The following is a 23,370-nucleotide window of genomic DNA, read 5'->3' on the forward strand; positions in this document are numbered from 1 at the left end:
GCCGCGCATAGAACTGCTGGACCTGCGCATACAGCACGGCGAACGCGGCCGCGTCCACGGTGGCTTCGGTGGCTTCGGTGGCTTCGGTGGCTTCGGTGGCTTCGGCGGCTTCGGCGGGTGCTGCGGTCATGGCTGCCTCCTGATCGACACACCGCATCCAGGCTCCGGTGATGACCGCAGTCTGCCCAGCCGGCGATCGAGCGTCTTTCGAACATTCCTCGAGCCGATGCGCCGAACGTGATCGAGCACCACGCCGCTCCCGCTCAAGGAGGCGCAGACCGTGCCGCACCCCGCCCACCCGGACACGACCCTGGACGGCCTCCTGCGCCGCGCCGCCGCCCGCACCCCCGACGCCCCCGCGCTGACCAGCGGGACGACCACCGTCACCTTCGCCGCACTCGACGCCCTCACCGACCGCGTCGCCCGCTTCCTGCACCACCCCGCCCCCACCGGCACCGCCGCCCCCGTCGGCGTCGCCAACACCCTCGACACCGTCTTCCCGGCCGCCTACTACGGCGCCGCCCGGGCCGGCCGCCCCGTCGTGCTGCTCAACCCGCTGGCCGGCGACGACACCCTGCTCCACATGTGCGCCGCGGCGCACATCGCAACCGCCCTGGTGCCCGGGGCCGTCGCGCAACGGCTCGTCGCCCTGCGCCCCCGGCTGCCCCTGCTGCGCACCATCGTCGTCACCGACGCCGGCACCGGGCCGTTGCCCCCTGCGACGCTCGCCCTGGACGACGCCCTGCGCAGCGCACCACCGGCGGCGCCTGTGGCGGCCGCCGCCGATCCCGCGGCGCCGGCGTGCGTGCAGTTCACCACCGGCACCACGGGGCCGGCCAAGGGCGTGCGCCTGACCCACCGCAACCTGCTCGCCAACGCCGAACAGACCGCCCTGGCCCACCGGCTCGACGCCGACGCGATCACCCTCAACCACCTGCCGCTGTTCCACCCGATGCACCTCAACTCCGCGCTCTGGGCGGGCGCCCGGCAGATCCTGTGCCCCGACCCCGACCCCCTCGCCGCGCTCGACACCGCCGCGGCGCACGGCGCCAGCCACTACTACTCCCTGCCCGCCCGCCTGCACCGCCTCGCGGCCGACGCACGCCTGACCCCCCGCCGCATGCCGCGGCTGCGCGCGGTCATGTCCGGCGGCAGCGCGCTGGCCCCGCAGGCCGCCCGCCGGCTGCGCACCGCCCTGGGCGTGCCCGTCCTGCAGGGCTACGGGCTGGCCGAACTGTCCCCGCTGTCCCACATGCAGCACCCCGACGACCCCGTGGAGCACGGCGCCGTCGGCCGCGCCGTCGCCCGCACCGAGTGCCGGATCGTGGACCTCGCCACCCGCCGCGGCGTCGAGGTGTGGACCAGCGGCGAGATCCAGGTGCGCGGACCGCAGGTGATGGCCGGCTACCTCGACCCCCACGCCGCCCCGGCCGTCGACGCGGAGGGCTGGCTGTCCACCGGGGACGCCGGCTGGCTCGACGACGAGGGCCGGCTGCACGTCGTCGACCGCCTCGACGACGTCTTCAAGCACGACAACGAACTCGTCGCCCCCAGCCGCATCGAACACGTCCTGGCCGCCGACCCGCGCGTCGCCGAGTGCGCCGCCGCCGGCAGCCCCCACCCCGTGCACGGACACCTCACCTGGGCCGCGGTCGTCCTGCACACCGGCACGGGGGACGGCACACCCGCCCCCCGCGCCGTGCTCGCCTCGATCGCCGCCCGGGCCAACCGCCGGCTCGCCGGCTTCGAGCAGATCCGCCGCATCGACGTCCTCGACGCCCTGCCGCGCACCCCCACCGGCAAGCCGGACCGCCGCACCCTGCGGGCCCTGGCCCGCGCGGCGGCGGACCGCCCGAGCCCACCGAAGGGACACCCCGCCATGGCAGCCACCGCCCCCGCCACCCCCGGCACCGGGAGACCGTGATGAGCGCACCGGCCGACACCCGACCCCACCCCGCCCCCCACCCCGGCCCCGGCGAGGGCTCCGGCTACGACGTGCTGGTGGCCGGCGCCGGACCGGTCGGCCTCACCGCCGCGCACGAACTCGCCCGCAGGGGACTGCGGGTGCGCGTCGTGGACGCCGCCCCCGCACCGGCACGCACCAGCCGGGCCGTGGCCGTGCACCCGCGGACCCTGGAGACCTTCGACCAGATGGGCCTGGCCGAGAACATCCTGTGGCACGGCCGGCGCAACGCCGCCTTCACCATGTACGCGGGCGGCCGGCGCCTGGTCCGCCTCCAGGCCGACTACGCCTCCATGCCCACCCGCTACCCCTACACCGTCATCATCGAGCAGACCCGCACCGAGGCCGTCCTGCGGGCCGCGCTGAGCCGGCTGGGCGTGCACATCGAATGGGGCGTGCGCCTGCAGCGCCTGGAACAGCACGACGACGCCGTACGGGTATGGCTGCACCACACCGCCGCCGACGGCACCACCACCGCCGACGGCACCACCACCGCCGACGGCACCGCCACCGCCGCTGACGGCGGCGGGTGGGAGGAGCAGTGCACGGTGCCCTGGCTGGTGGGCTGCGACGGCGGCCACAGCACCGTGCGCAAGGAACTCGGCCTGCCGCTGCTCGGCGAGAGCCGCGACACCTGGATGCTCGCCGACGCCGCCGTCACCACCGACCTGCCGCCCGACACCATCTACTGGGTGCACACCGGCAGACAGGCCCTGATGATGGTGCCCTACGCCCGCGACGGCCACTGGCGGCTGCTGGACACCGCACCCGCCGGCCACGACACCCAGCACTGCGCCGCCCGGCTCTCCGCCCTCCTCTCACACGGCCTGGGCACCCCGGTGCACGTCGAAGAGCCCGAGTGGACCTCGGTGTTCACCTTCCAGCAGCGCATGGTCCCGCGCATGCACGACCACCGCGTCTTCGTGGCCGGCGACGCCGCGCACGTCCACAGCCCGGCCTCCGGCCAGGGCATGAACACCGGCATCCAGGAGGCCTACAACCTCGCCTGGAAACTCGCCATGGTCCACCGCGGCCACGCCGGCCGCACCCTGCTGGAGACCTACTCCCACGAACGCGTCCCCATCGGCCGCGCCCTGCTGGACTCCACCCGCACCGCCACCTGGCTGGTCCAGTTCAAGAACACGATGGCCGCCGTCGCCCTGCCCCTGGTCTTCACCGTCGTACGCGCCGTGCCCGCGCTGCGCCGCGCCCTGCAGCGCAAGGTCCTGGGCGGCATGTCGGGGCTGCGCCTGCACTACGCCCGCTCCCCGCTGACCACCCCGCACCCCCTGGGACCCCGCCGGGGCCGGGTGCGCGGCCCCCGGCCCGGCCGGCGCGCGGCCACCGCCGCCACGGCCGGCGGCGCCCTGGCCCGCGAACTGCGCGACGTGCGCTGGTCCCTGCTCGTCGCCCCCGACACCGCGGACAGCACGGGCGGCACCGCAGCGCGGACCGCGCACCGGGCGGCCCGCACGCACGGCGCGTGGCTGTCGGTACGCACCGTCGGCGGCACCGGCACCGACCCCGGCCCCCTCGCCGACCCCGACGGCGCCACCCGCACCGCGCTCGGCCTGACCCCCGGCGCCTGGGCCCTGATCCGGCCCGACGGCTACCTCGCCGCGCGCGGCACCCGCCTGACCCCGCGTCACCTGACCCGCGCGCTCGCCCCGCTCCAGCCGCCGGCCGCCGGCCGTGCAGCCGGGCTCGAGCCGCACTCCGCCGCACGTCGAGCAATCCAGGACACGGTCGAGACGACGAGTCCAACAGGCCAAAAGGAATTGGAGTCCACCCGATGACGTCAGCTCCCGCATCCCCCTCCGCCGCCCCGCCGGTCGCTCTGGTCACCGGCGCCACCAGCGGCATCGGCCTGGCCGTCGCCCGGGACCTGGCCGCCCGCGGCCACCGCGTCTTCCTGTGCGCCCGCAACCCCGAGCAGGTCAAGCAGACCGTCGAGGACCTGCGGGCACAGGGCCTGGAGGTCGAGGGCACCGCCGCGGACGTCCGCTCGCCCGAGTCCGTCGCCGCGCTGGTCAAGGCCGCCGTCGACACCTTCGGCCCGATCACCGTCCTGGTCAACAACGCCGGACGCAGCGGCGGCGGCCCCACCGCCGACATCGCCGACGACCTGTGGTTCGACGTCATCGCCACCAACCTGCACAGCGTCTTCTTCGTCACCCGCGAAGCGCTGAAGAACGGCGGCCTCGCGGGCGCCGCCGCAGGACGGATCATCAACATCGCCTCCACCGCCGGCAAGCAGGGCGTCGTGCTCGGCGCCCCCTACTCCGCCTCCAAGCACGGCGTCGTCGGCTTCACCAAGGCCCTGGGCAAGGAACTCGCCCCCACCGGCGTGACCGTCAACGCCGTCTGCCCGGGCTATGTGGAGACCGCGATGGCCCAGCGGGTCCGCCAGGGCTACGCCGACGCCTGGAACACCTCCGAGGACGAGGTCCTGCAGGCCTTCCAGGCCAAGATCCCGCTGGGCCGCTACTCCACCCCCGAGGAGGTCGCCGGCCTGGTCGGCTACCTGACCACCCGGCACGCCGCCTCGATCACGGCCCAGGCCCTCAACGTGTGCGGCGGCCTGGGCAACTTCTGACCCCCCGGGCCCTCAATTTGTCGAGACGATCCCAGCAACAGGCGAGGTGTGGACATGTCCGCTGAGCGAGTGCACCGTACGACCCACGAGGTGAGCGTGGACGCGCCGGCGGGCGTGGTCTACGGGCTGATCGGCGACGCCGTCACCTGGCCGCTGTTCCTCCCGCCGAGCATCCACGTCGAACAGCTCGAGTTCGACGGCCGCAGCGAACGGCTGCGCATGTGGGTACGGGCCAGCGGCGAGATCACCTCGTGGACCTCGCGCCGCACCCTGGACCCCGCCCGCCGCCGCATCGACTTCCACCACGAACTGCCCGCCGCCCCGGCCCGCTCCTTGGCCGGCACCTGGCAGGTCCAGGCGCTGGCAGCGGACCGCTCCCGGCTGACCCTGAGCCACCACTACACCCTCACCGGCGACGACCCCCGCCAGGCGGCCTGGCTCGAGGCGGCCGTCGACACCAACAGCCGCACCCAGCTGGACAGGATCGGCCGGCTGGCCCGCCGCTGGGACCGCCTCGACGCCCTGGTCCTCGCCTTCGAGGACTCCGTACGGGTCAACGGACCCGCCGAACTCCTCTACGACTTCCTCTACCGGATCGGCGACTGGCCCCAACAGCTCCCGCACGTGACCCGGCTGACCCACACCGAACGCACCCCGGGCATCCAGGAGACGACGATGGACACCCGCACCGCCGACGGCACCCGCCACACCGCCGAATCCGTACGGATCTGCTTCCCCCACGCCGGCCGCATCGTCTACCAGCAGTCCTCCACCGACCCGCTGATCGCCGCCCACACCGGCGAATGGAGCGTGGTCCCCGACGAACGGGGCGTCACCGTCACCGCCCACCACCAGGTCCTGCTGCACGAGGAGGCCATCGCCGCGGAACTGGGCCCGCACGCCGACCTGGCCGCCGCCCGCCGGCACGTGCGCCGCGTCCTGGGCGGCCACAGCACCACCACCCTCCAGCGCGCCAAGTCCTACGCACAGAACGCGGTCACCGTCCTGTGACCAGCCCCGCGCAGACCCGACCGCGGCCCGCCGCCCCACCGCCCGGCCCCGCCGCCCGCGCCCGCCGCCTGGAACACCTCCTGGGCGACCCGGCCGACCCCGGCAACCCGCACGGCCGGCGCGCCCTCCTGGACGCCGACGACCGCCGGGCCACCCCCGAGGCCACCGAACACCTCCTCACCCACAGCGGCCTGTCCGCCGAGTTCGTCCCCCGCACCCTGGGCGGCCGGCTCGGCCGGCCCGACGCGCTCGCCCGCGTCCTGCGCCCCGTCTTCCGCCGCGACGTCGCCCTCGGCTTCGGCTACGGCCTCATCGCCCTGTTCGGCGCCTCCGCCGTCTGGGCGGCAGGCAGCCGCACCCAGCGCGAACGCACCGCGGCCCACCTGCTCACCGCAGGCCACGGCGGCCGCATCACCCACCTGCACCACGAACTGACCCAGGCCAACGCCATCCTGCGCGACGAGTTCACCGCCCGGCCCACCACGGACGGCTACCGCGTACAGGGCCGCAAGGACGTCATCATCAACGCCGAACGGGCCGCGATGTTCGTCACCTACGCCCGCACCGCCCCCGAACCCGGAGCCCGCAGCCACTCCGTGCTGCTCCTGGAACGCGACGCACTGCCCGCCCGGGCCCTGCACGCGCTGCCGCGGCGGCCCACCCCCGGCATGCGCGGCAACCACTTCTCCGGCCTGGAACTGCGCGCCTGCCCCGTGCCCGCACACGCCCTGGTCGGCCAGGAGGGCGACGGCGTGTCCCTGGCCCTGCGCACCTTCATGGTCAACCGCTGCCTGATCCCCGCCGTCCTCGTCGCCGGCGTCGACAGCGCCCTGCGCCTGGCCGTCCAGGCCGCCACCGCCGCACGGCCGGGCGGGCAGCCCGCCCGCCGCCACCACACCGCGCTGGCCGGCGTCTTCGCCGACCTGCTGGCCTGCGACAGCATGGCCCACACCGGACTGCGCGCCCTGTGCCTGGTGCCCGACAGCGCCCATCTCGCCGCCGCGGCCGTCAAACTGACCACCCAGGACATCCTGCGCGAGAACCTCGAAGAGATCGCCACCGTGCTCGGCGCCCACGGCTACGCCCGCGACACCCACTACGGCGCCTTCGACAAACTCGGCCGCGACCTGCCCGTCGCCGGCCTCGGCCACGCCGGCCGCGCCGCCTGCCAGTCCGTCCTCGCCCCCCGGCTGCGCGCCCTGGCCCGCACCTCCTGGTTCACCGCACCCCACCCTCCCCGCCACCTCTTCGCCCGCACCGCGCCACTGCCCGACCTCGACTACCGCACCCTGTCGCTGACCGGCGGCGACGACGTCCTGCACGCCGCCCTCGTCACCACCACCGACCGGCTCGCCGCCCGCAGCGCACAAGGCCCCCAATGGGCGGCGCTCGCCGGCCTCGCCCAGGCCTTCCTCACCGAGTCCCGCATCCTGCGCGCCGAATGCGCCACCCTGCCCGCCTCCGTCCGGCAGACCCTGGCCGACCCCCGCGCCTGCGCCCTCGTGGACCGCTACGCCCTGATCGCCTCGGCCGCCGCCTGCCTGGCCGCCTGGGAGAACGAAGCGGACACCGACTCCTTCCAGGCCCGCCCCGCCTGGCCGGTCCTGGCCCTGGCCCGCCTGCTGCGCAGACTCGGCGCGACCGGCCCGGCCGTACCCGACGGCGTCGTCGGCGAGGTCCTGGCCGAGCTCCTCGACCGCTGCGCGGCGCACCGCAGCCTCGACCTGTACGCCAGCCACCTCGCCGGCTAGACAGGGAGGCCGCCCCCATGCCCCAGCCGGTGATCGGCACCCCCATCCACGTCCTGCCCCGCGGCCCCTGGCCCCAGGTCCACGCCGAACTCCACCGGCACGGCACCGCCGTCGTGCACACCACCTGGGGCGCCTGGCTGCCCGCGGCCGTCACCGAACCCCGCCTGCGCCGGATCCTGGGCCGCCGCGACTGGCTGCGCTGGCGGCGCATCCCCGACCCCACGGTGCGCCACCGCTTCGCCGCCTCCCGGCTGCTGATGAAATGCACGGCCGCCGCCGCCCTGGGCACCCGCCCCGAACTCCTCGACATCGCCTACCGGCTGGGCGGCCGGCCCTTCCTGCGCGGCTTCGACCAGATCGACCTCAGCCTGACCCACACCGGCGAGTTCATGGCGGTCGCACTGAGCCGGGACGGCCGCATCGGCATCGACGCCGAACCCGCCGACCGCCCCATGAACGTCGAGGTGCTGCACACCCAGATGTGCACCCCCGCGGAAGCCGCCGCCCTGGCCCCCCTGCCGCCGCACGAGAAGACCGCCCGCACCCTGCGCCTGTGGACTTTGAAAGAGGCCTACACCAAGGCACTCGGCCAGGGACAGCGCCTGCGCTTCACCGAGTTCGGCTTCACCGCCTGCGGCGACCGTCTCCTCGCCCCCGACGGATCCGCACTCCACGACACCGCCTGGGCCTTCGCCACCCATCACGTCCTCGACCGCTACCTGCTCAGCACCGCCTGCCACGACGAGGGACTCGACGCCGGCCACGACGTCTCCGCCCACACCACGCTCGACCCGGGCTTCGCGGCCGCCATGGCACAGTTCTGCGACCCGTGAACCCGCCGCCGCTCAAGACGGCTTCGGGACGTCCTTGACGATCGCTCGGAACCGAGCCCGCACGTCAGCACGGTGTCAGCGGCGCGCCGCACACTCGTGTCCGGACGGTGTTGATACCGAGCCGGGACGTGCCGGGAGGACGCACGCCCTGGATGCCGACCCAGGAGATGGCCGATGACCGAGCACCAGCCGCACGGCGTGCCACCCGCCCAGGCCGCAGCCCCCGGCACCCCCACCGCGGGCACCGTGCCCCTGAGCGAGCACCAGATCGCCCTGCTGCACCCCGCCGCAGCCCACCGTGCGCCCGCCACCGTGCCCTTCGCCATCGACCTGCGCGGCCCGCTGGACGAACGCGCCCTGCACGACGCCCTCGCCCGGCTCACCGCCCGCCACCCCCGCCTCACCGCCCGGCTGGCCCGCGGCACCGACGGACGGCCCTGCCTCGACGTCGACCCCGCCCGCGCCCCGGTCCTCGAACACGCGACGTCCGCGCCGTCCGGCCACGCACCGTCCGCGGCGATGCTGGCCGAGGCCCGCCGCGACCTCGACCCCGCACGCACCGGAATGCTGCGCGCCGTCCTGATCACCCACCGCCCCGAACACCACACCCTGCTGCTCGTCGTGCACCGGGCCGTCGTCGACGGCGAGTCCGCCGGCCTGCTGCTGGCTGACCTCCTGGACGCCTACGGCCAGCCCCCCGCACCACGCGCGGTGGCGGCCCCGCCGGCCGAACCACCCCCCGCCCCCGGCCCCGCCGAGCCGCATGCGGACAGCGTCGCCCTCCCGCCGCACCAGCAGCTGCTGCTGCTGGACGCACTCGCCCACCGCGGCACCGGCCGCTACGTCGAGCAGCTGTACTGGCAGTGGCACGGGCCGCTCGACACCGACCGGTTCACCGCGGCCTGGCAGTCCGTCGCCGCCTGCGAGACGGTCCTGCGGGCCGCCTTCGACCTCGACGAGCTCGAGCACAGCCCCCGCATCGTCGTGCACGACCACGTCCGCGTCGAGGTCGCCCGCCACCCGCACGACACGGTCGACTGGGACGCCCTCCTCGAGCGCGACCGGCTGCGCGGCTTCGACCTGCGCGAGCCCGGCCTGCTGCGCGCCACACTCCTCGACGAGCCCGGCCGCACCGCCACCGGCACCCCCGCGCCGCCCTCGACCCGGGTCCTGCTCACCTTCCACCACGTCCTGCTGGACAGCTGGAGCGTGTCCGTGCTGCTGCAGGAGTTCTACCGCGCCTACCTCGCCGACGGAGTGCTCGCGGGCCGCGAACGCCGCCCCGACTTCCGCGACCACGCACGCTGGCTGGCCGGCCAGGACACCGCCGCGGCCCGCGCCTTTTGGACGACGGCCCTGCCCGCCGGGAAACCCGCACTGCGGCCGGGACTGCCGGCACCGGCCACCGGCCTGCCCGGCTGGGGCCGGGCCCGCGAACTCCTCGGCCCCGACGCCGCCGGCCGGCTGCGGACCTGGGCGACCGCACACGCCGCCACCGAGTCGGTGGCCCTGCAGGCCGTCTGGGCACTGCTGCTGTACCGGGCCGCCGGCGCCGGCACCCCCGCACCGGTCGGCTTCGGCGTCGTGGTGTCCGGCCGCGGGATCGCCCTGGACAGCGTGGAGCGCCTGCCCGGCCTGCTGATGAACGCGCTGCCCATGGTGGTGCGGGTCGACCCCCGCCGCCCGCTGCTGCGGCTGCTGGCCGACCTGCGCGACCGCGCCCTGGACATGGCCTGCTACGAATGGGTGTCCGTGGACCTGGTGCACCACTGGAGCGGCCGCCCGGCAGGGGAGAAACTCTTCGACAGCCTGGTCGCCTTCGAACACCGCCCCCAGCTGCCCGGCACACTCGCCGCCGCCCTCGCCGCCCAGGACATCCACCTCGACGCCCCCCACCGCACGGGCGCCCCCCAGCCCTTCCCGCTCACCCTGCTGGCCACGGCCGAGCCGGACGGCTCCCTGCTGCTGACCGCCGTCCACGACCGCGCCCGCGTCACCGACACCGACGCCCGGCGCCTGGTGCAGCTGTGCGCCCGGCTGCTGCGCGAACTCCCGCACACCGCCGGCCGCTCCACCACCGCCGGCGACGTGCTCGCCACCATCACCGGCGCCGACCTGCCCCGGGTGGCCGACGCGGCCGCCGCGGCCCGCGAGAGCCGGGAGGTGACCTGGCCCGAGGTGCCCGAGAGCCGGCTCGTACGCGAGGCATGGCAGGACGTCCTCGGCGGGCCCGCCCCCCATCCCGCCGCGCACGCCGTCGAGTCCGGCGCGCACCCGCTGGTGGCCGTGCACCTGCTGCGCGAACTCAACCGGCGCGCGCACACCGGGGTACGGCTGGAGGAACTGCTGGCACGGCCGCACGCCGGTGACCTCGCACGGCTCCTCAACGAGCACGTGCGGCGGTCACCGGCGTGATCCGCGGCGGTCAGCTCACCGCCTGCTCCACCAGGGCCGCGATGCGCTTCTCGTCGGCCGCCGTCAGCTTCGTCAGGGCGAACGAGGTGGCCCACACCCGGCCGTCGTCGAGCGCGGCCTGGTCGCTGAAACCGAGCGTGGCGTAGCGCGACTTGAACTTGGCCGCGCTCTGGAAGTGGCACACCACCTTGCCGTCCTTGGCATAGGCCGGCATCCCGTACCAGAGCTTGGGGGTGAGCTCGGCGGCGGCACTGGTGACGATCTTGTGGATGCGCTCGGCGAGCACCCGGTCGTCGTCCGCCATCTCGGCGATCTTCGCCAGCACCTCCTGCTCGGTGTCCGCCTTGGAGGTGCGCGCGCCGCGCTTGGTCTCCTTGGCGCGGTCCTTCATCGCCGCGCGCTCCTCGGCGGTGAAACCCTCGTGCTTGCCGGCTGCCTTCGCTGCGCTCGCCATGTCGAAATGCCTCTCGTGGGGGATGGAGCCGGTGCCCGAATCCGCGCACCGGAGGTCGAAAACCGTGGGGCCGGCCCGCTCAGGCCGCCGCCTCCCAGGCGAAGCCGTCGGGGTCGGTGAAGGCGGCGCCGGTGCTGCCCAGCACGATGCGGTGCGATCCCGAGCCCTCCGCGTCGACCCCGAGGTCCTTGGCCAGGCCCCGGCGCTTGTACAGCGCCAGCTTGACCGGGCTGGAGTCGTCGGCCTTGAACTCGGCGTACTTGCCGCCGAAGCTCTTGCCCGTGCTCAGGCCCTGCTCGACGTAGAACTGCTTGCTCGCCTTGACGTCCTCGACGCCGAGCAGCAGGACCGTCTCGTCGATGGTGCGGGTGGCCGGCCCGCTGTCCTTCTTCGACGACGTCGCGATCTTCCAGATGGTCCCGTCCGGGGCCCGCAGCACACCGCCGTAACCCCACAGCGACTTCGCGGCGGGCTTGAGCTGCGTGGCACCGGCGGCCAGCGCGGAGGCGAAGAAGCCGTCCACGTCGGCCGGCTGGGAGACGGTCAGCGCCAGGGTGAACCCGCGAAAGCCGTCCGTCGGCGTCTCGCCGGCCCGCAGCCGCAGCGTCGAGGAGTCCAGGCCGAACGCGTCCTGGTAGAACTGGGCGGCCGCCGTGGGGTCGGCGACCTCGAGAGTGACGGAAGCGATGGAAGTCATGGTGTCCACGCTAGATCCGCCGCCCGCGTCCCGGCTTCTCCGATCCTGCTCAGCAGCACTTCCTCGAGCCGGCCTGCGGCCGTCTTCGAGCGGTCCTCGAGCGGCCCGCGACGGCGCCGAGGCAGCCTGCTGAGCGGACCACGACTCCTGTGAGGTGCGTGATGGACAACGCGGTGGAACGGGCCATCGAGTACATGCGCGAGCGCTACGACGAACCGCTGTCCATCGCGCAGATCGCCTCCCGGGTGCTGCTCAGCCGCTTCTACTTCACCCGGATGTTCAAGGACGAGACCGGCATCAGCCCGGGGAAGTTCCTCGCCGCGATCCGCATCGGCCGGGCCCGGCACCTGATCGAGACCACCTCGATGAGCGTCACCGACATCTCCCTCGCCGTCGGCTACAACAGCCTGGGCTCCTTCACCAACGCCTTCACCGCCGGCGTCGGCGTCTCACCCGGCCGGCTGCGCCGCGGGGCGTGGGACGCGGTGCCCCGGCCCGGCCGCCAGGCGCCGGGCGCTCGCGCCACCGTCGCCGGCACCGTCGCCCTGCCGCCGGGATTCGGCAACGCCCGGGTCTTCGTGGGGGCCTTCGCCACACCGGTGATCCAGCACCCCTGCGCCGCCTGGTCGGTCATCGACGTGCCCGCCGGACGGCCGTCCTGCTACTCCGTCAAGGACATCCCCGAGGGGCAGTGGCACCTGCGCGCGGTGGCGGTCGCGGCGGGCGCGGACGGCGACGAGCCGGCGCGCACCACCCTGCTGGCGGGATTCGGCCGGGCCCCCGTGACGGTCTGCGCGCACCACGTCACCAGCGCCGCGGTACGGCTGCGCCCCGCGCTGTCCACCGACCCGCCAGTCCTGCTCGCGCTGCCCGCACTCGAGCCGCCCCGCACGGTGCGCACCCACCCGGGGTGCGCCTCGGCCGCCCCGGAGGCCGCCCTGCGGCGGCTGCCCGGTGCCGGGCCGGTGCTGTCACGGACGTGAGGCGGGGGGCGTGCGGCCCGGGTCCTGCTTGCTGCGCAGCCGCTCGGCGAGCAGCTCCCACTCCCGGCCGATGTGCTCGGCGATCGGCGCGATGACCCCGAGCCAGTGCAGCGGCACCGCGTCGACCAGCGCACGCCAGTCCTCGCCCGGCTCGCCCGCGTGCAGCTGCATCCAGCGCAGGAACTCCCGCCCGCCCGCGGTGTAGCGGACCGCCGGGTCCGCGGCCATCTTGGAGGCCACCATCGCCCAGGTGGGCGGCGTGTCGGTGTGGTTCCTGCGGGTGGGCGGCGCGGGCTCGGCGGGCGCGATGCGCAGCGGCGCCCGCTCGCCCTCGCCGCCCTGCGGCCCCTGCCCGGCGGCCTGCGGTGCGGCCGCCTCGACGGCCACGGCCTCCACCGCGCGGATGTGCGCCGAGCGCAGCGCGGCGGTGTGCCGGCCCTCGCGCTCGGGCGCCTCGCCGCGGCGCAGGCGGGCGCTCACGTCGTGCACCGTGCCCAGGGACACGTCCGTCTCGCGGGCGACCTGGCGCAGCGGGGCGCCGGGATGCGCCGTGATGTACTCGGCGGCGCGCCGCCGGCCCTCGCCGGCGTCCACCGGCCGGCGTCTGCCGTCCTGGCCGATGCGCTTGCCGTCGCCCGGCGCCGCCAGGCCCGAGCGCTCCCGCAGCGCGGCGACGGTCTTCGCGCTCAGCCCGGTGATGCCGGCGATCGCCCGGTCGGACCAGTCGGGGTGCGAGCCCAGCACCCGCTGGGCGCCCGCCAGACGGTCGGCCCGGCACAGCGGCAGCCCGTGCGACCCGTTCGCCTTCATGGCGATGACCAGGGCCTCGGCGTTGGAACAGTCCACGAAGCGCGCCCGGATGCTCGCGTCGCCGCGCAGCCGGGCCGCCTCCGTGCGGTGCAGTCCGTCGATGATGCGACAGCCGTCGACCTGGACCAGGATCGGCGGGAGGTCGGCGGCGCCCGCGGCGTCGGCGAGCAGCTGGATGTGGGCGGCGTCCGTGCCGCCCTGACGCAGGGAGACACCGGGGGACAGCGCGCTGAGCGGGACGTCGCGCGCCGGCAGGCGCTCGAAGTTCTTCAGGTCGAACTCGCCGCGCTCGCCGGCGTCGGGACCTTCTGCGCGGGCCGGGTTGAATGCACTCGTGATCAAGACGGCGTGCGCGTTGCTCTGAGCCATTCTCGTTACTCCCTCTCTGCTGCCGCTGCCGTCGAGCGTGGCAGGAGGGTCTCCAGCTGCAGTGGAGCACAGGTCGATGTTCTCTCGAGACCGCCGAGGGACCCGCGCCGCAGGCCGGCACGGGTCCCTCGCACAGCATCTCGCTCAGGCGTCGCGCCGGTTGAGCAGCACGCCGGCCACCACCAGCAGCACGGCCGTCCACAGCGCGAGCACCCCGAGCCCCTGCCAGGGCCCCAGCACGTCACCGGAGCGGGCGTGCTGCTGGGTGATCAGATAACCGGCCTCCGTGGGCAGATACGCGTGGATGTGCTTGCCCACGCTGCCCGGCAGCAGCTTGGCCATCGGGGCCAGCACCAGGACGAAACCGATGACGCCGGTGATGCTCGCCGCCGTGTGCCGGATGATCGCCCCGGCCGCGAGCGCGAACAGCCCCAGCAGCGCCAGGTAGACGCCGCAGCCGATGACGGCGCGCAGCACGCCCGCGTCCCCGATCGAGACCGGCGCCTTGTCGTGCAGGATGGGCGCGCCGATGAAGAACGAGGCGAAGGACGTCACTTCGCCCACCACCAGCACCAGCAGCCCGAACACGGCGCCCTTGGCCGCCAGGACCGGGGTGCGCGTGGGCACCGCCAGCAGACTGGAGCGGATCATGCCGGTGGAGTACTCGGAGGCGATGACCATCGTGCCGAGCACGCAGATCGCCAGCTGGCTCAGCAGGATGCCGCTGCCCAGGATGGTCCCCGTCGGGTCGAGCCGCATGGCGGCCTGCTGCGAGGCGTCGCTCTTGTCCCAGTTGGCCACCCCCATCTCCATGAACAGCACCGTGAAGATCAGGGTGAGGACGATCAGGATGCCCAGCGACCAGATCGTGGAGCGCACGGAGCGGATCTTCGTCCACTCTGAGCGCATCAGGTGCGCGAAGCTCGGCCCGCGGGCGTCGGTCACGGCCACGGGAGCGGTCACTGCGCTCACTTCACGCCTCCGGCGGTGGGGGAGACGGCGTCGTACTCGACGGCGTCCTTGGTCAGTTCCATGAAGGCCTCCTCCAGCGAGCCGCGCCGGGTCGCCAGTTCGTGCAGCACCAGGCCGCCGGCGGAGGCGAGTTCGGCGATCCGCGGCGCCTCCAGGCCCGTGACGTCCAGGTCACCGTCGCCGGTGACCGTCACGGTGGCGCCCGCCGCCTTGAGCAGCTCGGCCAGCTGCGGGCCGTCCGCCGTCCTGACCAGCACCGTCTGCTCGGTGCTGCGCTCGATGAACTCCTGGGTGGAGCAGTCGGCGACCAGCCGGCCGCGCCCGATCACGATCAGGTGGTCGGCGGTCACGGCCATCTCGTTCATCAGATGGCTGGAGACGAGGACGGCCCGGCCCTCGGCGGCGAGCGACTTCATCAGATTCCGGATCCACACGATGCCTTCGGGATCCAGCCCGTTGACCGGCTCGTCCAGCACCAGCGCGGCCGGGTCGCCCAGCAGCGCGGCGGCGATGCCGAGCCGCTGGCCCATGCCCAGGGAGAAGCCCCCGGCGCGCTTGCGGGCCACCGCGCCCAGGCCGACCTGCTCGATGACCTCGTCCACCCGGCGCTTGCCGAGCCCTTGCGTCTGGGCCAGGCACAGCAGGTGGTCGTGGGCGCTGCGCCCGGTGTGCACGGCGCGCGCCTCCAGCAGCGCGCCCACCGACCGCAGCGGCCGGGGCAGCGCGCGGTAGGGCACGCCGTCGATGGTGGCCGTGCCGGAGTCGGGCCGGTCCAGGCCGAGCAACAGGCGCATCGTGGTGGACTTGCCCGCTCCGTTCGGGCCCAGGAACCCGGTGACACGGCCGGGCTCGACCGTGAACGACAGGTCGTTCACGGCGGTCTTGTCGCCGTAGCGTTTCGTGAGGTTCTTGGCCTCGATCATGGTCACCTCGGTTGAATGCCTGCGAGAGCTTTTCCGGGGACAAAAACTCCCCGTCCGCCTGTGATAGCAGGGGAGTTATTCCGTTCAGTAGTTTTGCGGCCGCGCCCGATCTGAACGATGGCCGTGCCTTCGGCGCACGGATATTTTTGGCCGCGTCGGCTGCCGGCGGACCCGCCGGTTCATCTGCTCAATTTCCTCGGTTGAACCCGAATCCCGTGAGGGTGGACATGAATTCAGTCGCTTTCGGCGAGACGCGGCGCCCGGCCCGGCCGGTGATCGGGGTCTGCGCCAGGACCGCGCCGGTGACGCTCCAGGGCAGCCGGCTGACGGTCAGCCTCGCCCTGCAGGCGCACCTGTCCTACCTGGCGGACGCGGGCTGCACCCCGCTGCTGCTCCCGCTGCTGCCCGGCGTCGAGGAACTGGCCGGCCGGCTCGACGGACTGCTGGTCCCCGGCGGCCCGGACGTGGACCCGGCGCTGTACGCGCAGACGCCGCACCCGGCGACGAGGGCGGTCACCCCCGACGCGGACCGGGCCGAACTCGCGCTGCTCGGCGCGGTGCTCGAGGCGGGCAGGCCCGTCCTGGCCGTCTGCCGCGGCATGCAGTTGCTCAACGTGCTGCACGGGGGCACGCTGCACCAGCATCTGGCGGAGGTCACCGGCCACGACGGCCACCGGCCGCCCGAGGGCACCTTCACGCTCGGCCGCCGCCCGCTCAGGGTGCGGCCCGGCAGCCACCTCGCGGCGATCCTGACCGAGGCCGCGCCCGAGACGGCCTGCCACCACCACCAGGCCGTCGACAAGCTCGGCGCCGGGCTGAGCGCCACCGGCTGGGCCGACGACGACACCGTCGAGGCCGTCGAGGTCGAGGGCCACCCGTTCGCCGTCGGCGTGCAGTGGGAGGCGGGCCAGACGCCCGACGGACGGCTCCATCACGCGCTCGCCCGCGCCGCCGGGCACCGCACACCCTGACCACCGGTTGCCCCGACACATCCATGCGGGAAAAGCCGCCCCCTCCTGATTCCTCGACGGGGCGTGCTCTTCTCGAACCCACGCGAAGGAGAAACACAAGATGTCGCCTCGGATGCCCAACCCCTCGCTCGTGGTTCCCGATGTCCTGCCGCCGATGCGGGCCGTGGTGAAGGCCGTCAACAGCGTGGGCGTACCGCTGAAGACCCTGGTCCTGGTCCACCTGCGGGTGAGCCAGATCAACGGCCGCACCGTACAACTGCCCAAGAAGCAGGCGGAGTTCGAGGCGGCGGGGGAGGAGGACCTGCGGCTGCCGGTCGTCGAGACCTGGCGCGAGCAGACCTGCTTCACCGACGCGGAGCGCTCCGTGCTGGCCCTGGCCGAGGCCGCCACCCGCATCGACGGCGTCCAGGACCCGGTCTCCGACGAGGTGTGGAATGAGGCGGCCCGGCACTTCAGCGTCGAGCAGCTGGGCGCCGTCGTGATGCACATCGGCCTGGTCAACCTCTGGAACCGGGTCAACGTCGCCACCAAGCAGGAGCCGGTGGACTGGCGCGTCAACCCCAAGACGTGGAAGCCGATGACCACCCGGCTCACCCCCGCTCCCTGACCCTTGCCCCGCACACGGCAAAAAGAGGGGGGGGCCACCCGGCGCACCGCCGGGTGGAACCCCCCCTCTTTTTGCCGTGTCCTGCGCCGCTCAGGCCCGCGCGGCGGTGAAGGCCGGGTCGGTGTTGAGGACGGCGAGCAGGGTGCGGGCCTGCACGTTGACGTAACGGCTGTGCCCGGCCAGCCAGTTCAGCTGGCCCGGGGTGACCCAGTGGTAGCCGGGCGGCGCCTTCGCCGGCGTGCTCGCCTCGTCGGTCTCGACGATCAGGTACCGGCTCTCGGCGTTGAGGAACCGCCCGCCCTCCTCGGAGTGGACGCTGGCGTAGCGCACGCGCCCGGCCGGCGCGCCGAGCAGCGCGTCCAGGAACCGCGGCCGGGCGCTGCCCGGCGGGTAGTTCTGCGGGACGCACTGCACGGTCGGCGCGAGCTCGGCGGTGTCGAGGAAGCCGCCCTCGATGCGGGCGTGCACCAGCACGTGCCCGACGCCGTCGAAGACGCGGTGGGCGAAGCCGACGACGCCGGTGCCCACCGGCTCGATGATCGGCTGGCTCCAGCCGGCCACCTCCCGCCCCGCGCCCTCGACGCGGACGGCCGCCACGTCGAAAAACCGGCCGTCGGCCCGCGAGATCGTGTGCTCGCCCGTGTGCCATCCGGCGATCTCGCGCAGCGGCATCCGGCGGGTGCGCACCTCCTGGCGGGCCCGCTCCCCGGTGAACCAGGCCAGCAGCTCCGCGTCGCTGGACAGGGCCCGCGGCGCGGACGAGGGGAACGGCGCGCTCGCCAGCACCGTACGGGCGTCCATGTTCACCACGTTGTCCAGGCGCAGCAGCCGGGCCAGCTGGCCCAGGGTCAGCCAGCAGAACGCGTCGTCGACGGCGACGTCCACGTCCGCGCCCACCTCGACGATCATGTTGCGGTTGCGTTTGCGGTAGAACCACGCCCCGTGCTCGGACTGCAGCACGTCGGTGAGGACCTGCCCGGGCGGCGGCGACAGGAAGTGCTCCAGGTACTTCACCGCCGAACCGCCGTGCGCCTGCGTGTAGTTGCTGCGGGTGGCCTGCACGGTGGGTGAGAGCTGGACCAGGTTCGGGTTGCCGGGCTCCATCTTGGCCTGCATCAAAAAGTGCAGGACGCCGTCGAACTCCTTGGCGAGGATGCCCAGGATGCCGATCTCCGGCTGCACGATGATCGGCTGCTGCCAGGTGCCGTCCGGGCCGTCGGCGTGCAGGCCCTCGATGGTGAAGAACCTGCCGCTGCTGTGGTGGAGGTTGCCGGTGCGCGGCGCGAACGACCAGTGCTCCAGCTCGGCGAACGGGATCCGGCGCACCACCGCCCCGCCGGCGCGGCGGTGCGCCGCCAGCCAGCCGGGCACGGCGGCGGTGGCGGTGTGCGAGCCCTCGGGCGCGGCGGCCGAGCGGGCCAGCCGGTCGGCGACGGCCGGCGCGGTGCGCGCGACGAGCACGGCCGGGGCGCTCACGGGCGCTCACCGCCGTCCTTGACGGGCTTCCACCACTGCGGGTTGTCGCGGTACCAGGCCACGGTGGCGGCCAGCCCGTCCTCGAAGCCGGTCAGCGGCCGGTGGCCCAGCTCGCGCTCGATGCGGCCCTGGTCCAGCGCGTAGCGCCGGTCGTGGCCCTTGCGGTCGCTGACGTGCCGGATCATCTCCGGTCCGGCGCCGCACAGGGCGGCGATCCGGTGGGCGAGGGCCAGGTTGGGCACGGCCGTGCCCGCGCCGATGTTGTAGACCTCGCCGGCCCGGCCCCGGGTCAGCACCTGGTGCACGGCCCGGCAGTGGTCGTCCACGTGCAGCCACTCGCGCACCTGCCCGCCGTCCCCGTAGACCGGGACGGGCCGGCCCTCCAGGAGGTGGGTGACGGCCAGCGGGATGAACTTCTCCGGGTGCTGGTAGGGGCCGTAGTTGTTGGAGCAGCGGGTCACCGACACATCGAGGCCGTGGGTGCGCACGTAGGCCAGCGCGATCAGGTCGGAGGCGGCCTTGGCGGCGGCGTAGGGGGAGTTGGGCAGCAGCGGCGACTGCTCGGTCCACACCCCTTCCTCGATCGAGCCGTACACCTCGTCGGTGGAGATGTGGACCACGCGGCCCACCCGTGCGGCCAGGCAGCCCTCCAGCAGCGCCTGCGTGCCCTCCACGTTGGTGCGCACGAAGGCCGCGCCGCTGGCGATGGACCGGTCGACGTGGCTCTCCGCGGCGAAGTGCACCACCGCGTCCTGGCCCGCCAGGACCTCGGCCAGCAGCGGGCGGTCGAGGATGTCGCCGTGCACGAAGCCGAGCCGGGGATGGGCCGCGGGCAGGTTGTCCCGGTTGCCCGCGTAGGTCAGCGCGTCCAGGACCGTCACCTGCGCGTCCTGGGCCCCCGCGTATCCGCCGTCGAGCAGGGTCCGTACGTAGTGGGAGCCGATGAATCCGGCTCCTCCGGTGACAAGGATTCTCATGCGGCCACGTCCCGGACCGAATTCCACGCTCGCAGCATGCTCGTTCCCATTTCCATGAGGGCGGACAGGGCAGGTACACCGCGAGAGTGCTGCGACACGCTCGAAGCCTCCTCGATGTGTGCTCGAGGAGGCTGCGAGGAATCGCGCCGGGGGCGCGGCGCCGCTCAGGCGTCCTGGATCAGCCCCAGGACGTTGTCGTCGAGGTCGGTGACCGTGGCCACCCGGCGGCCGCCGCCCACCTCGGTGGCGGGGCTCTTGACCGTCGCGCCCGCCGCCGTCAGCTCCGCCAGCTTCGCCTCGATGTCGGGCACGTGCAGATAGGCCACCGGCGAGGTGAAGTCCTGGGCGCCCGCCGGCACCAGGCCGATGTGCTGGCCGGCCAGGTCGAAGCCGACGTAGTACTCCGAATCCGTCTGCGGCTCGATACCGAGCAGCGCGGCATAGACCTTCCTGGACGCGGCCACGTCCGCGACGGGATGCAGCACGGTCTTGATTCCCTGAATGGCGGTGTCGGCCATTTTCAGCTCCTGAAGGGGGGTCGGTTTTCCTTTCCGGATGCTAGGGAATGCGCGGGCCGCGAAGCATCTCCGCACCCTCCGGCTCCAGTGGGTTTCCAGCCACTCTTGACCAGGGCTGGAGAGCCGATTGCCAGTCTGCGAGTGGCTGAATTCAGGAGGGGAATCACGTGAAGAAGCTCGTATGGACCACCGCGGTGGCGGTGGCCGGTCTCATGGCCACGGCGCTGGCTCCGGCCGCCGTGGCCCAGCAGACGGCCAAGAAGCCGCTCACCGCAAGCGTGGCCTGGACCCCGTGTCCGGACACCGACCCGATCCTCGGCGCCATGCTCAAGGGCCTGGACTGCGGCTCGGTGCAGGTGCCGCTCGACTACTCCGAGCCCGACGGCACCAAGATCAGCCTCGCGCTCACCCGGGCCAGGCACACCGTGGCCGACAGCGCCTACCAGGGCGTCGTGATTCTCAACCGCGGCCAGTGGCCCGGCGGTATCGGCCGCGACCTGCCCACCCGCTACGCCCAGGGCACCACCGGCCTCGCCAAGGACGTCGGCGCCGCCTACGACTGGATCGGCTTCGACCCGCGCGGCGTCGGCGCCAGCGAGCCGGCCGTCGTCTGCGACAGCTCCTACGTCTACCCCGGGCACGCCCAGCCCTCCCCGGTGCCCGCCGACGCGGCCGCCGAGCAGGAGTGGGTGGACCGCGCCCGCGCCTACGCCCAGAGCTGCGGGGACGCCTACGGCGACACGCTCAACCACCTGACCACGAAGGACGCGGCCCGCGACCTGGACCGCATGCGGATCGCGCTCGGCCAGAAGAAGATCACCTACTTCGGCACCGACTGGGGCACCTACCTGGGGTCCGTCTACGCCTCGATGTACCCCAACCGGGTCCAGCGGATGATCCTCGACAGCGTGGTCAAGCCCAGCGGCACCTGGTACCAGAACAACCTCGACAAGAACGCCACCTCGGAGCAGAACGCGAAGATCTTCTTCGCCTGGGTGGCCAAGTACGACTCCGTCTACCACCTGGGCACCACCGCCGCCGCCGTCGAGGCGCGCTACTACCAGGGCCAGGACGCGCTCGCCGCGGCCCCGCTCGACGGCAAGATCGGACCCGCCGAGTGGGCCGACGTCTTCGAGCCCGTGGTCTACCGCAGCTGGACCTGGCTCTCCCGGGCCCAGATCCTGTCCGACTTCGTGGTCCGCAACAATCCCGCCTCGCTGCGCGCCAACTACTCCGACCCCGCCTTCCCGCACCAGAACCGGCACGCGATGACCAACGCCGTGCAGTGCACGGACGCCGCACAGCCGACCAACTGGAAGCGCTGGCACACCGACTACTCCCGCCAGTACGCCGCCGGTGACCGCTTTTTGACCTGGACCAACGCCTGGTACAACGCGCCGTGCGCGTTCTGGCCGGTCAAGGCGAAGAAGCGGCCGGCCGTCGGCGACTCCTCGGTGAACGTGCTGCTGGTGCAGCCGGAGTTCGACACCGCCCACGGCACCGCGGGCGCCGTCGAGACGCACCGCCTGTTCCCCAACTCCCGGCTGGTGCTGGAGCAGGGCGGCCACAACGTCGGCGCGGCGCTGTCCGCCAACAACAACACCTGCCTGAACACCTACGTCGGTGACTACCTGCGCGACGGCACCCGCCCGGCCCGGACCAAGGGCGTCGACGCCACCTGCCAGGCGGCCGCCGACCCGGTGCCGCCCACCCCCCTTTTTTTTTGCCGCGGGGTCAGACCAGGGCCGGCACCGCCCGCTCGCTGCGGGCACCGGCCAGCTGCGACAGCTGCCCCACCAGGTCGTTGGGCGAGGGCATGGCGAGCACCTGCCGGCGCAGCCGCTGCGCCCGGTGGCGCACCTCGCCGTCCTCCAGCAGCCGCACCAGCGCGGCACGCACCGCCTGCCCGGTGACCTCCTGCGGCTTCATCGACAGCCCCGCCCCCGACCGCTCCAGGCAGCGCAGCTTCAGCGGCACGTCGAAGGCGCGGCTGACCAGCAGCTGGGGCACACCGTGCCGCAGCGCGCAGCCGAACGACCAGGTCCCGCCGTGGTGCACCATGGCCGCGCACGTCGGCAGCACCTCCGACAACGGCACCGTGTCGACCAGGCGGGTGTTGGCCGGCACCGCGCGCAGGTCCCGCTGGGACTGCGGCGGCAGCGCCAGCACCAGCTCGATGTCGAGGTCGGCCACCGAGTCGAGGATCTCCTGGAGCCGCTCCACGGGTAGCAGTTGCCGCACGGGCCCGTCGTTCACCGAGTCGCCGAAGGTCATCAGCACCCGGGGGGCGCGGGGCGGCTCGGAGATCCACTGCGGGACCTGCGCCGGCCCGTTGTAGGGCACGAACTGCATGGGCAGCGTGGTGGGACGCGCATCGGGGCGGAACGCCTCGGGCAGCGGGTCGATGGTGAACTGGCCGTTGACGAGGTCCTCGGAGAACTCCAGGCCGAACCGGTCGGTCCACCCCTCGAGCCAGTCGCGCAGCCGGTCGGTGCGCTCGTGCGGCGGCTGGGCGGCCTGCGCGTGCAGGAAGTCCTCCCGCATCCGGGAGTAGACGTCGACGGAGTACAGCACGCGGGCGTGGGCGGCCCCCACGGCCTCGGCGGCGACCGCCCCGGCGAACGCCTTCGCCCCCCACAGCACCAGATCGGGTTGCCACTGGCGGGCGAAGGCGACCAGGTCCTCCATCATCGAGTCGTTGGACCGCCTGGCCTGGGGCAGGACGAGATCGTCGAAGACCCGGTTGACCTGCTCCCAGCTCAGCCGCTCGCGGTCGGGCCCGATCTGGAACAGCGGATCGAGCCCGTCCTGCGGTGAACTCCCGCCGCGCGGGGCGGGCTTGCTGCGGTCGCGTTCCCGGCGCACCTGCGGGCTCTCGCCCGGGCCCACGGGCAGCCCCGTCAGGCCCGCCCCGGTGACGGCGTCCATCAGGTCCGGCCAGGCCGCCACGCGCACCTGGTGGCCGGCGGTCTGCAGCGACCAGGCGAGCGGCACCATGTTGAACAGGTGGGTCTTAAACGGAAACGGCACGATGAGAACCCGCA

Annotated in this window: 19 protein-coding genes and 1 pseudogene; 11 read left to right on the forward strand and 9 right to left on the reverse strand. The window is 73.7% G+C overall.

The window, feature by feature from the left end:
* Positions 1 to 280 precede the first annotated feature (280 nt).
* From ABT127_RS32480 to ABT127_RS32510, 7 genes are all read left to right on the forward strand, one after another.
* Entirely contained in the window at positions 281 to 1,924 is a 1,644-nt protein-coding gene (locus ABT127_RS32480) for a class I adenylate-forming enzyme family protein (RefSeq protein ID WP_351457936.1), read from the forward strand.
* On the forward strand, positions 1,924 to 3,759 hold the full coding sequence (locus tag ABT127_RS32485; protein ID WP_351457939.1) for an FAD-dependent oxidoreductase: 1,836 nt from the start codon (positions 1,924 to 1,926) through the stop codon (positions 3,757 to 3,759). The genes ABT127_RS32480 and ABT127_RS32485 overlap by 1 nt, the downstream gene beginning before the upstream one ends.
* Entirely contained in the window at positions 3,756 to 4,559 is an 804-nt protein-coding gene (gene fabG, locus ABT127_RS32490; protein WP_351457942.1) for a 3-oxoacyl-ACP reductase FabG, read from the forward strand. The genes ABT127_RS32485 and fabG overlap by 4 nt, the downstream gene beginning before the upstream one ends.
* Before the next feature lie 54 nt (positions 4,560 to 4,613).
* The gene (locus tag ABT127_RS32495) at positions 4,614 to 5,570 is read left to right on the forward strand and encodes an aromatase/cyclase (RefSeq protein ID WP_351457945.1); all 957 of its coding nucleotides are present in this window, start codon (positions 4,614 to 4,616) and stop codon (positions 5,568 to 5,570) included.
* The gene (locus ABT127_RS32500) at positions 5,567 to 7,321 is read left to right on the forward strand and encodes an acyl-CoA dehydrogenase family protein (RefSeq protein WP_351457947.1); all 1,755 of its coding nucleotides are present in this window, start codon (positions 5,567 to 5,569) and stop codon (positions 7,319 to 7,321) included. The genes ABT127_RS32495 and ABT127_RS32500 overlap by 4 nt, the downstream gene beginning before the upstream one ends.
* A gap of 17 nt (positions 7,322 to 7,338) precedes the next feature.
* Positions 7,339 to 8,154 carry a 4'-phosphopantetheinyl transferase family protein gene (locus ABT127_RS32505; RefSeq protein ID WP_351457949.1) on the forward strand — a complete coding sequence of 272 codons (816 nt, stop codon included), beginning with the start codon at positions 7,339 to 7,341 and terminating at the stop codon, positions 8,152 to 8,154.
* A 174-nt stretch (positions 8,155 to 8,328) separates the two neighbouring features.
* Positions 8,329 to 10,569, forward strand: a complete 2,241-nt coding sequence (locus ABT127_RS32510) for a condensation domain-containing protein (RefSeq protein ID WP_351457952.1) — start codon at positions 8,329 to 8,331, stop codon at positions 10,567 to 10,569.
* 10 nt (positions 10,570 to 10,579) lie between these two features.
* Here the strand turns inward: ABT127_RS32510 and ABT127_RS32515 are convergent, their stop codons facing one another.
* Together ABT127_RS32515 and ABT127_RS32520 are read right to left on the reverse strand one after the other, a co-directional pair.
* Positions 10,580 to 11,023, reverse strand: coding sequence for an iron chaperone (locus ABT127_RS32515; protein WP_351457955.1), 444 nt, complete (start codon positions 11,021 to 11,023; stop codon positions 10,580 to 10,582).
* Between the two features lie 79 nt (positions 11,024 to 11,102).
* Positions 11,103 to 11,720: a glyoxalase gene (locus ABT127_RS32520; RefSeq protein WP_351457958.1), complete on the reverse strand. Its 618-nt coding sequence runs from the start codon at positions 11,718 to 11,720 to the stop codon at positions 11,103 to 11,105.
* Between the two features lie 161 nt (positions 11,721 to 11,881).
* Here ABT127_RS32520 and ABT127_RS32525 point away from each other — a divergent pair, with 161 nt between their 5' ends.
* Positions 11,882 to 12,703: a helix-turn-helix domain-containing protein gene (locus ABT127_RS32525; RefSeq protein WP_351457959.1), complete on the forward strand. Its 822-nt coding sequence runs from the start codon at positions 11,882 to 11,884 to the stop codon at positions 12,701 to 12,703.
* Here the strand turns inward: ABT127_RS32525 and ABT127_RS32530 are convergent.
* The 3 genes from ABT127_RS32530 to ABT127_RS32540 form a co-directional block, all read right to left on the reverse strand.
* Positions 12,692 to 13,882 carry a ParB/RepB/Spo0J family partition protein gene (locus ABT127_RS32530; protein ID WP_351457962.1) on the reverse strand — a complete coding sequence of 397 codons (1,191 nt, stop codon included), beginning with the start codon at positions 13,880 to 13,882 and terminating at the stop codon, positions 12,692 to 12,694. The genes ABT127_RS32525 and ABT127_RS32530 overlap by 12 nt on opposite strands.
* A 144-nt stretch (positions 13,883 to 14,026) precedes the next feature.
* On the reverse strand, positions 14,027 to 14,854 hold the full coding sequence (locus ABT127_RS32535; protein ID WP_351457965.1) for an ABC transporter permease: 828 nt from the start codon (positions 14,852 to 14,854) through the stop codon (positions 14,027 to 14,029).
* Complete coding sequence (locus ABT127_RS32540) at positions 14,851 to 15,777, reverse strand: ABC transporter ATP-binding protein (protein WP_351458108.1); 927 nt, start codon at positions 15,775 to 15,777, stop codon at positions 14,851 to 14,853. Before ABT127_RS32540 ends, ABT127_RS32535 begins: the two co-directional genes overlap by 4 nt.
* A gap of 227 nt (positions 15,778 to 16,004) precedes the next feature.
* Between ABT127_RS32540 and ABT127_RS32545 the strand changes: the two genes are divergently transcribed.
* Entirely contained in the window at positions 16,005 to 16,748 is a 744-nt protein-coding gene (locus tag ABT127_RS32545; protein ID WP_351457967.1) for a gamma-glutamyl-gamma-aminobutyrate hydrolase family protein, read from the forward strand.
* Positions 16,749 to 16,848: 100 nt separating this feature from the next.
* Complete coding sequence (locus ABT127_RS32550) at positions 16,849 to 17,355, forward strand: carboxymuconolactone decarboxylase family protein (protein WP_351457970.1); 507 nt, start codon at positions 16,849 to 16,851, stop codon at positions 17,353 to 17,355.
* A 90-nt stretch (positions 17,356 to 17,445) separates the two neighbouring features.
* Here ABT127_RS32550 and ABT127_RS32555 read toward each other — a convergent pair whose 3' ends face one another.
* The 3 genes from ABT127_RS32555 to ABT127_RS32565 all read right to left on the reverse strand — a co-directional run bounded on the left by ABT127_RS32555 (position 17,446) and on the right by ABT127_RS32565 (position 20,326).
* Complete coding sequence (locus ABT127_RS32555) at positions 17,446 to 18,831, reverse strand: NDP-hexose 2,3-dehydratase family protein (RefSeq protein ID WP_351457972.1); 1,386 nt, start codon at positions 18,829 to 18,831, stop codon at positions 17,446 to 17,448.
* Entirely contained in the window at positions 18,828 to 19,808 is a 981-nt protein-coding gene (rfbB, locus tag ABT127_RS32560) for a dTDP-glucose 4,6-dehydratase (RefSeq protein WP_351457975.1), read from the reverse strand. The genes ABT127_RS32555 and rfbB overlap by 4 nt, the downstream gene beginning before the upstream one ends.
* A gap of 164 nt (positions 19,809 to 19,972) precedes the next feature.
* Positions 19,973 to 20,326, reverse strand: coding sequence for a VOC family protein (locus tag ABT127_RS32565; RefSeq protein ID WP_351457977.1), 354 nt, complete (start codon positions 20,324 to 20,326; stop codon positions 19,973 to 19,975).
* A gap of 167 nt (positions 20,327 to 20,493) precedes the next feature.
* Between ABT127_RS32565 and ABT127_RS32570 the strand changes: the two genes are divergently transcribed.
* Positions 20,494 to 22,239 (forward strand): alpha/beta fold hydrolase, encoded by a 1,746-nt coding sequence (locus ABT127_RS32570; protein WP_351457980.1) that lies wholly within the window; start codon positions 20,494 to 20,496, stop codon positions 22,237 to 22,239.
* Here the strand turns inward: ABT127_RS32570 and ABT127_RS32575 are convergent.
* Positions 22,154 to 23,323: pseudogene (locus ABT127_RS32575) on the reverse strand (nucleotide disphospho-sugar-binding domain-containing protein); the annotation flags it as partial. The gene ABT127_RS32570 and the pseudogene ABT127_RS32575 overlap by 86 nt on opposite strands.
* Positions 23,324 to 23,370: the final 47 nt, after the last annotated feature.

This window comes from Streptomyces sp. NPDC001904 (genome assembly GCF_040297005.1).
Taxonomy (GTDB): domain Bacteria; phylum Actinomycetota; class Actinomycetes; order Streptomycetales; family Streptomycetaceae; genus Streptomyces.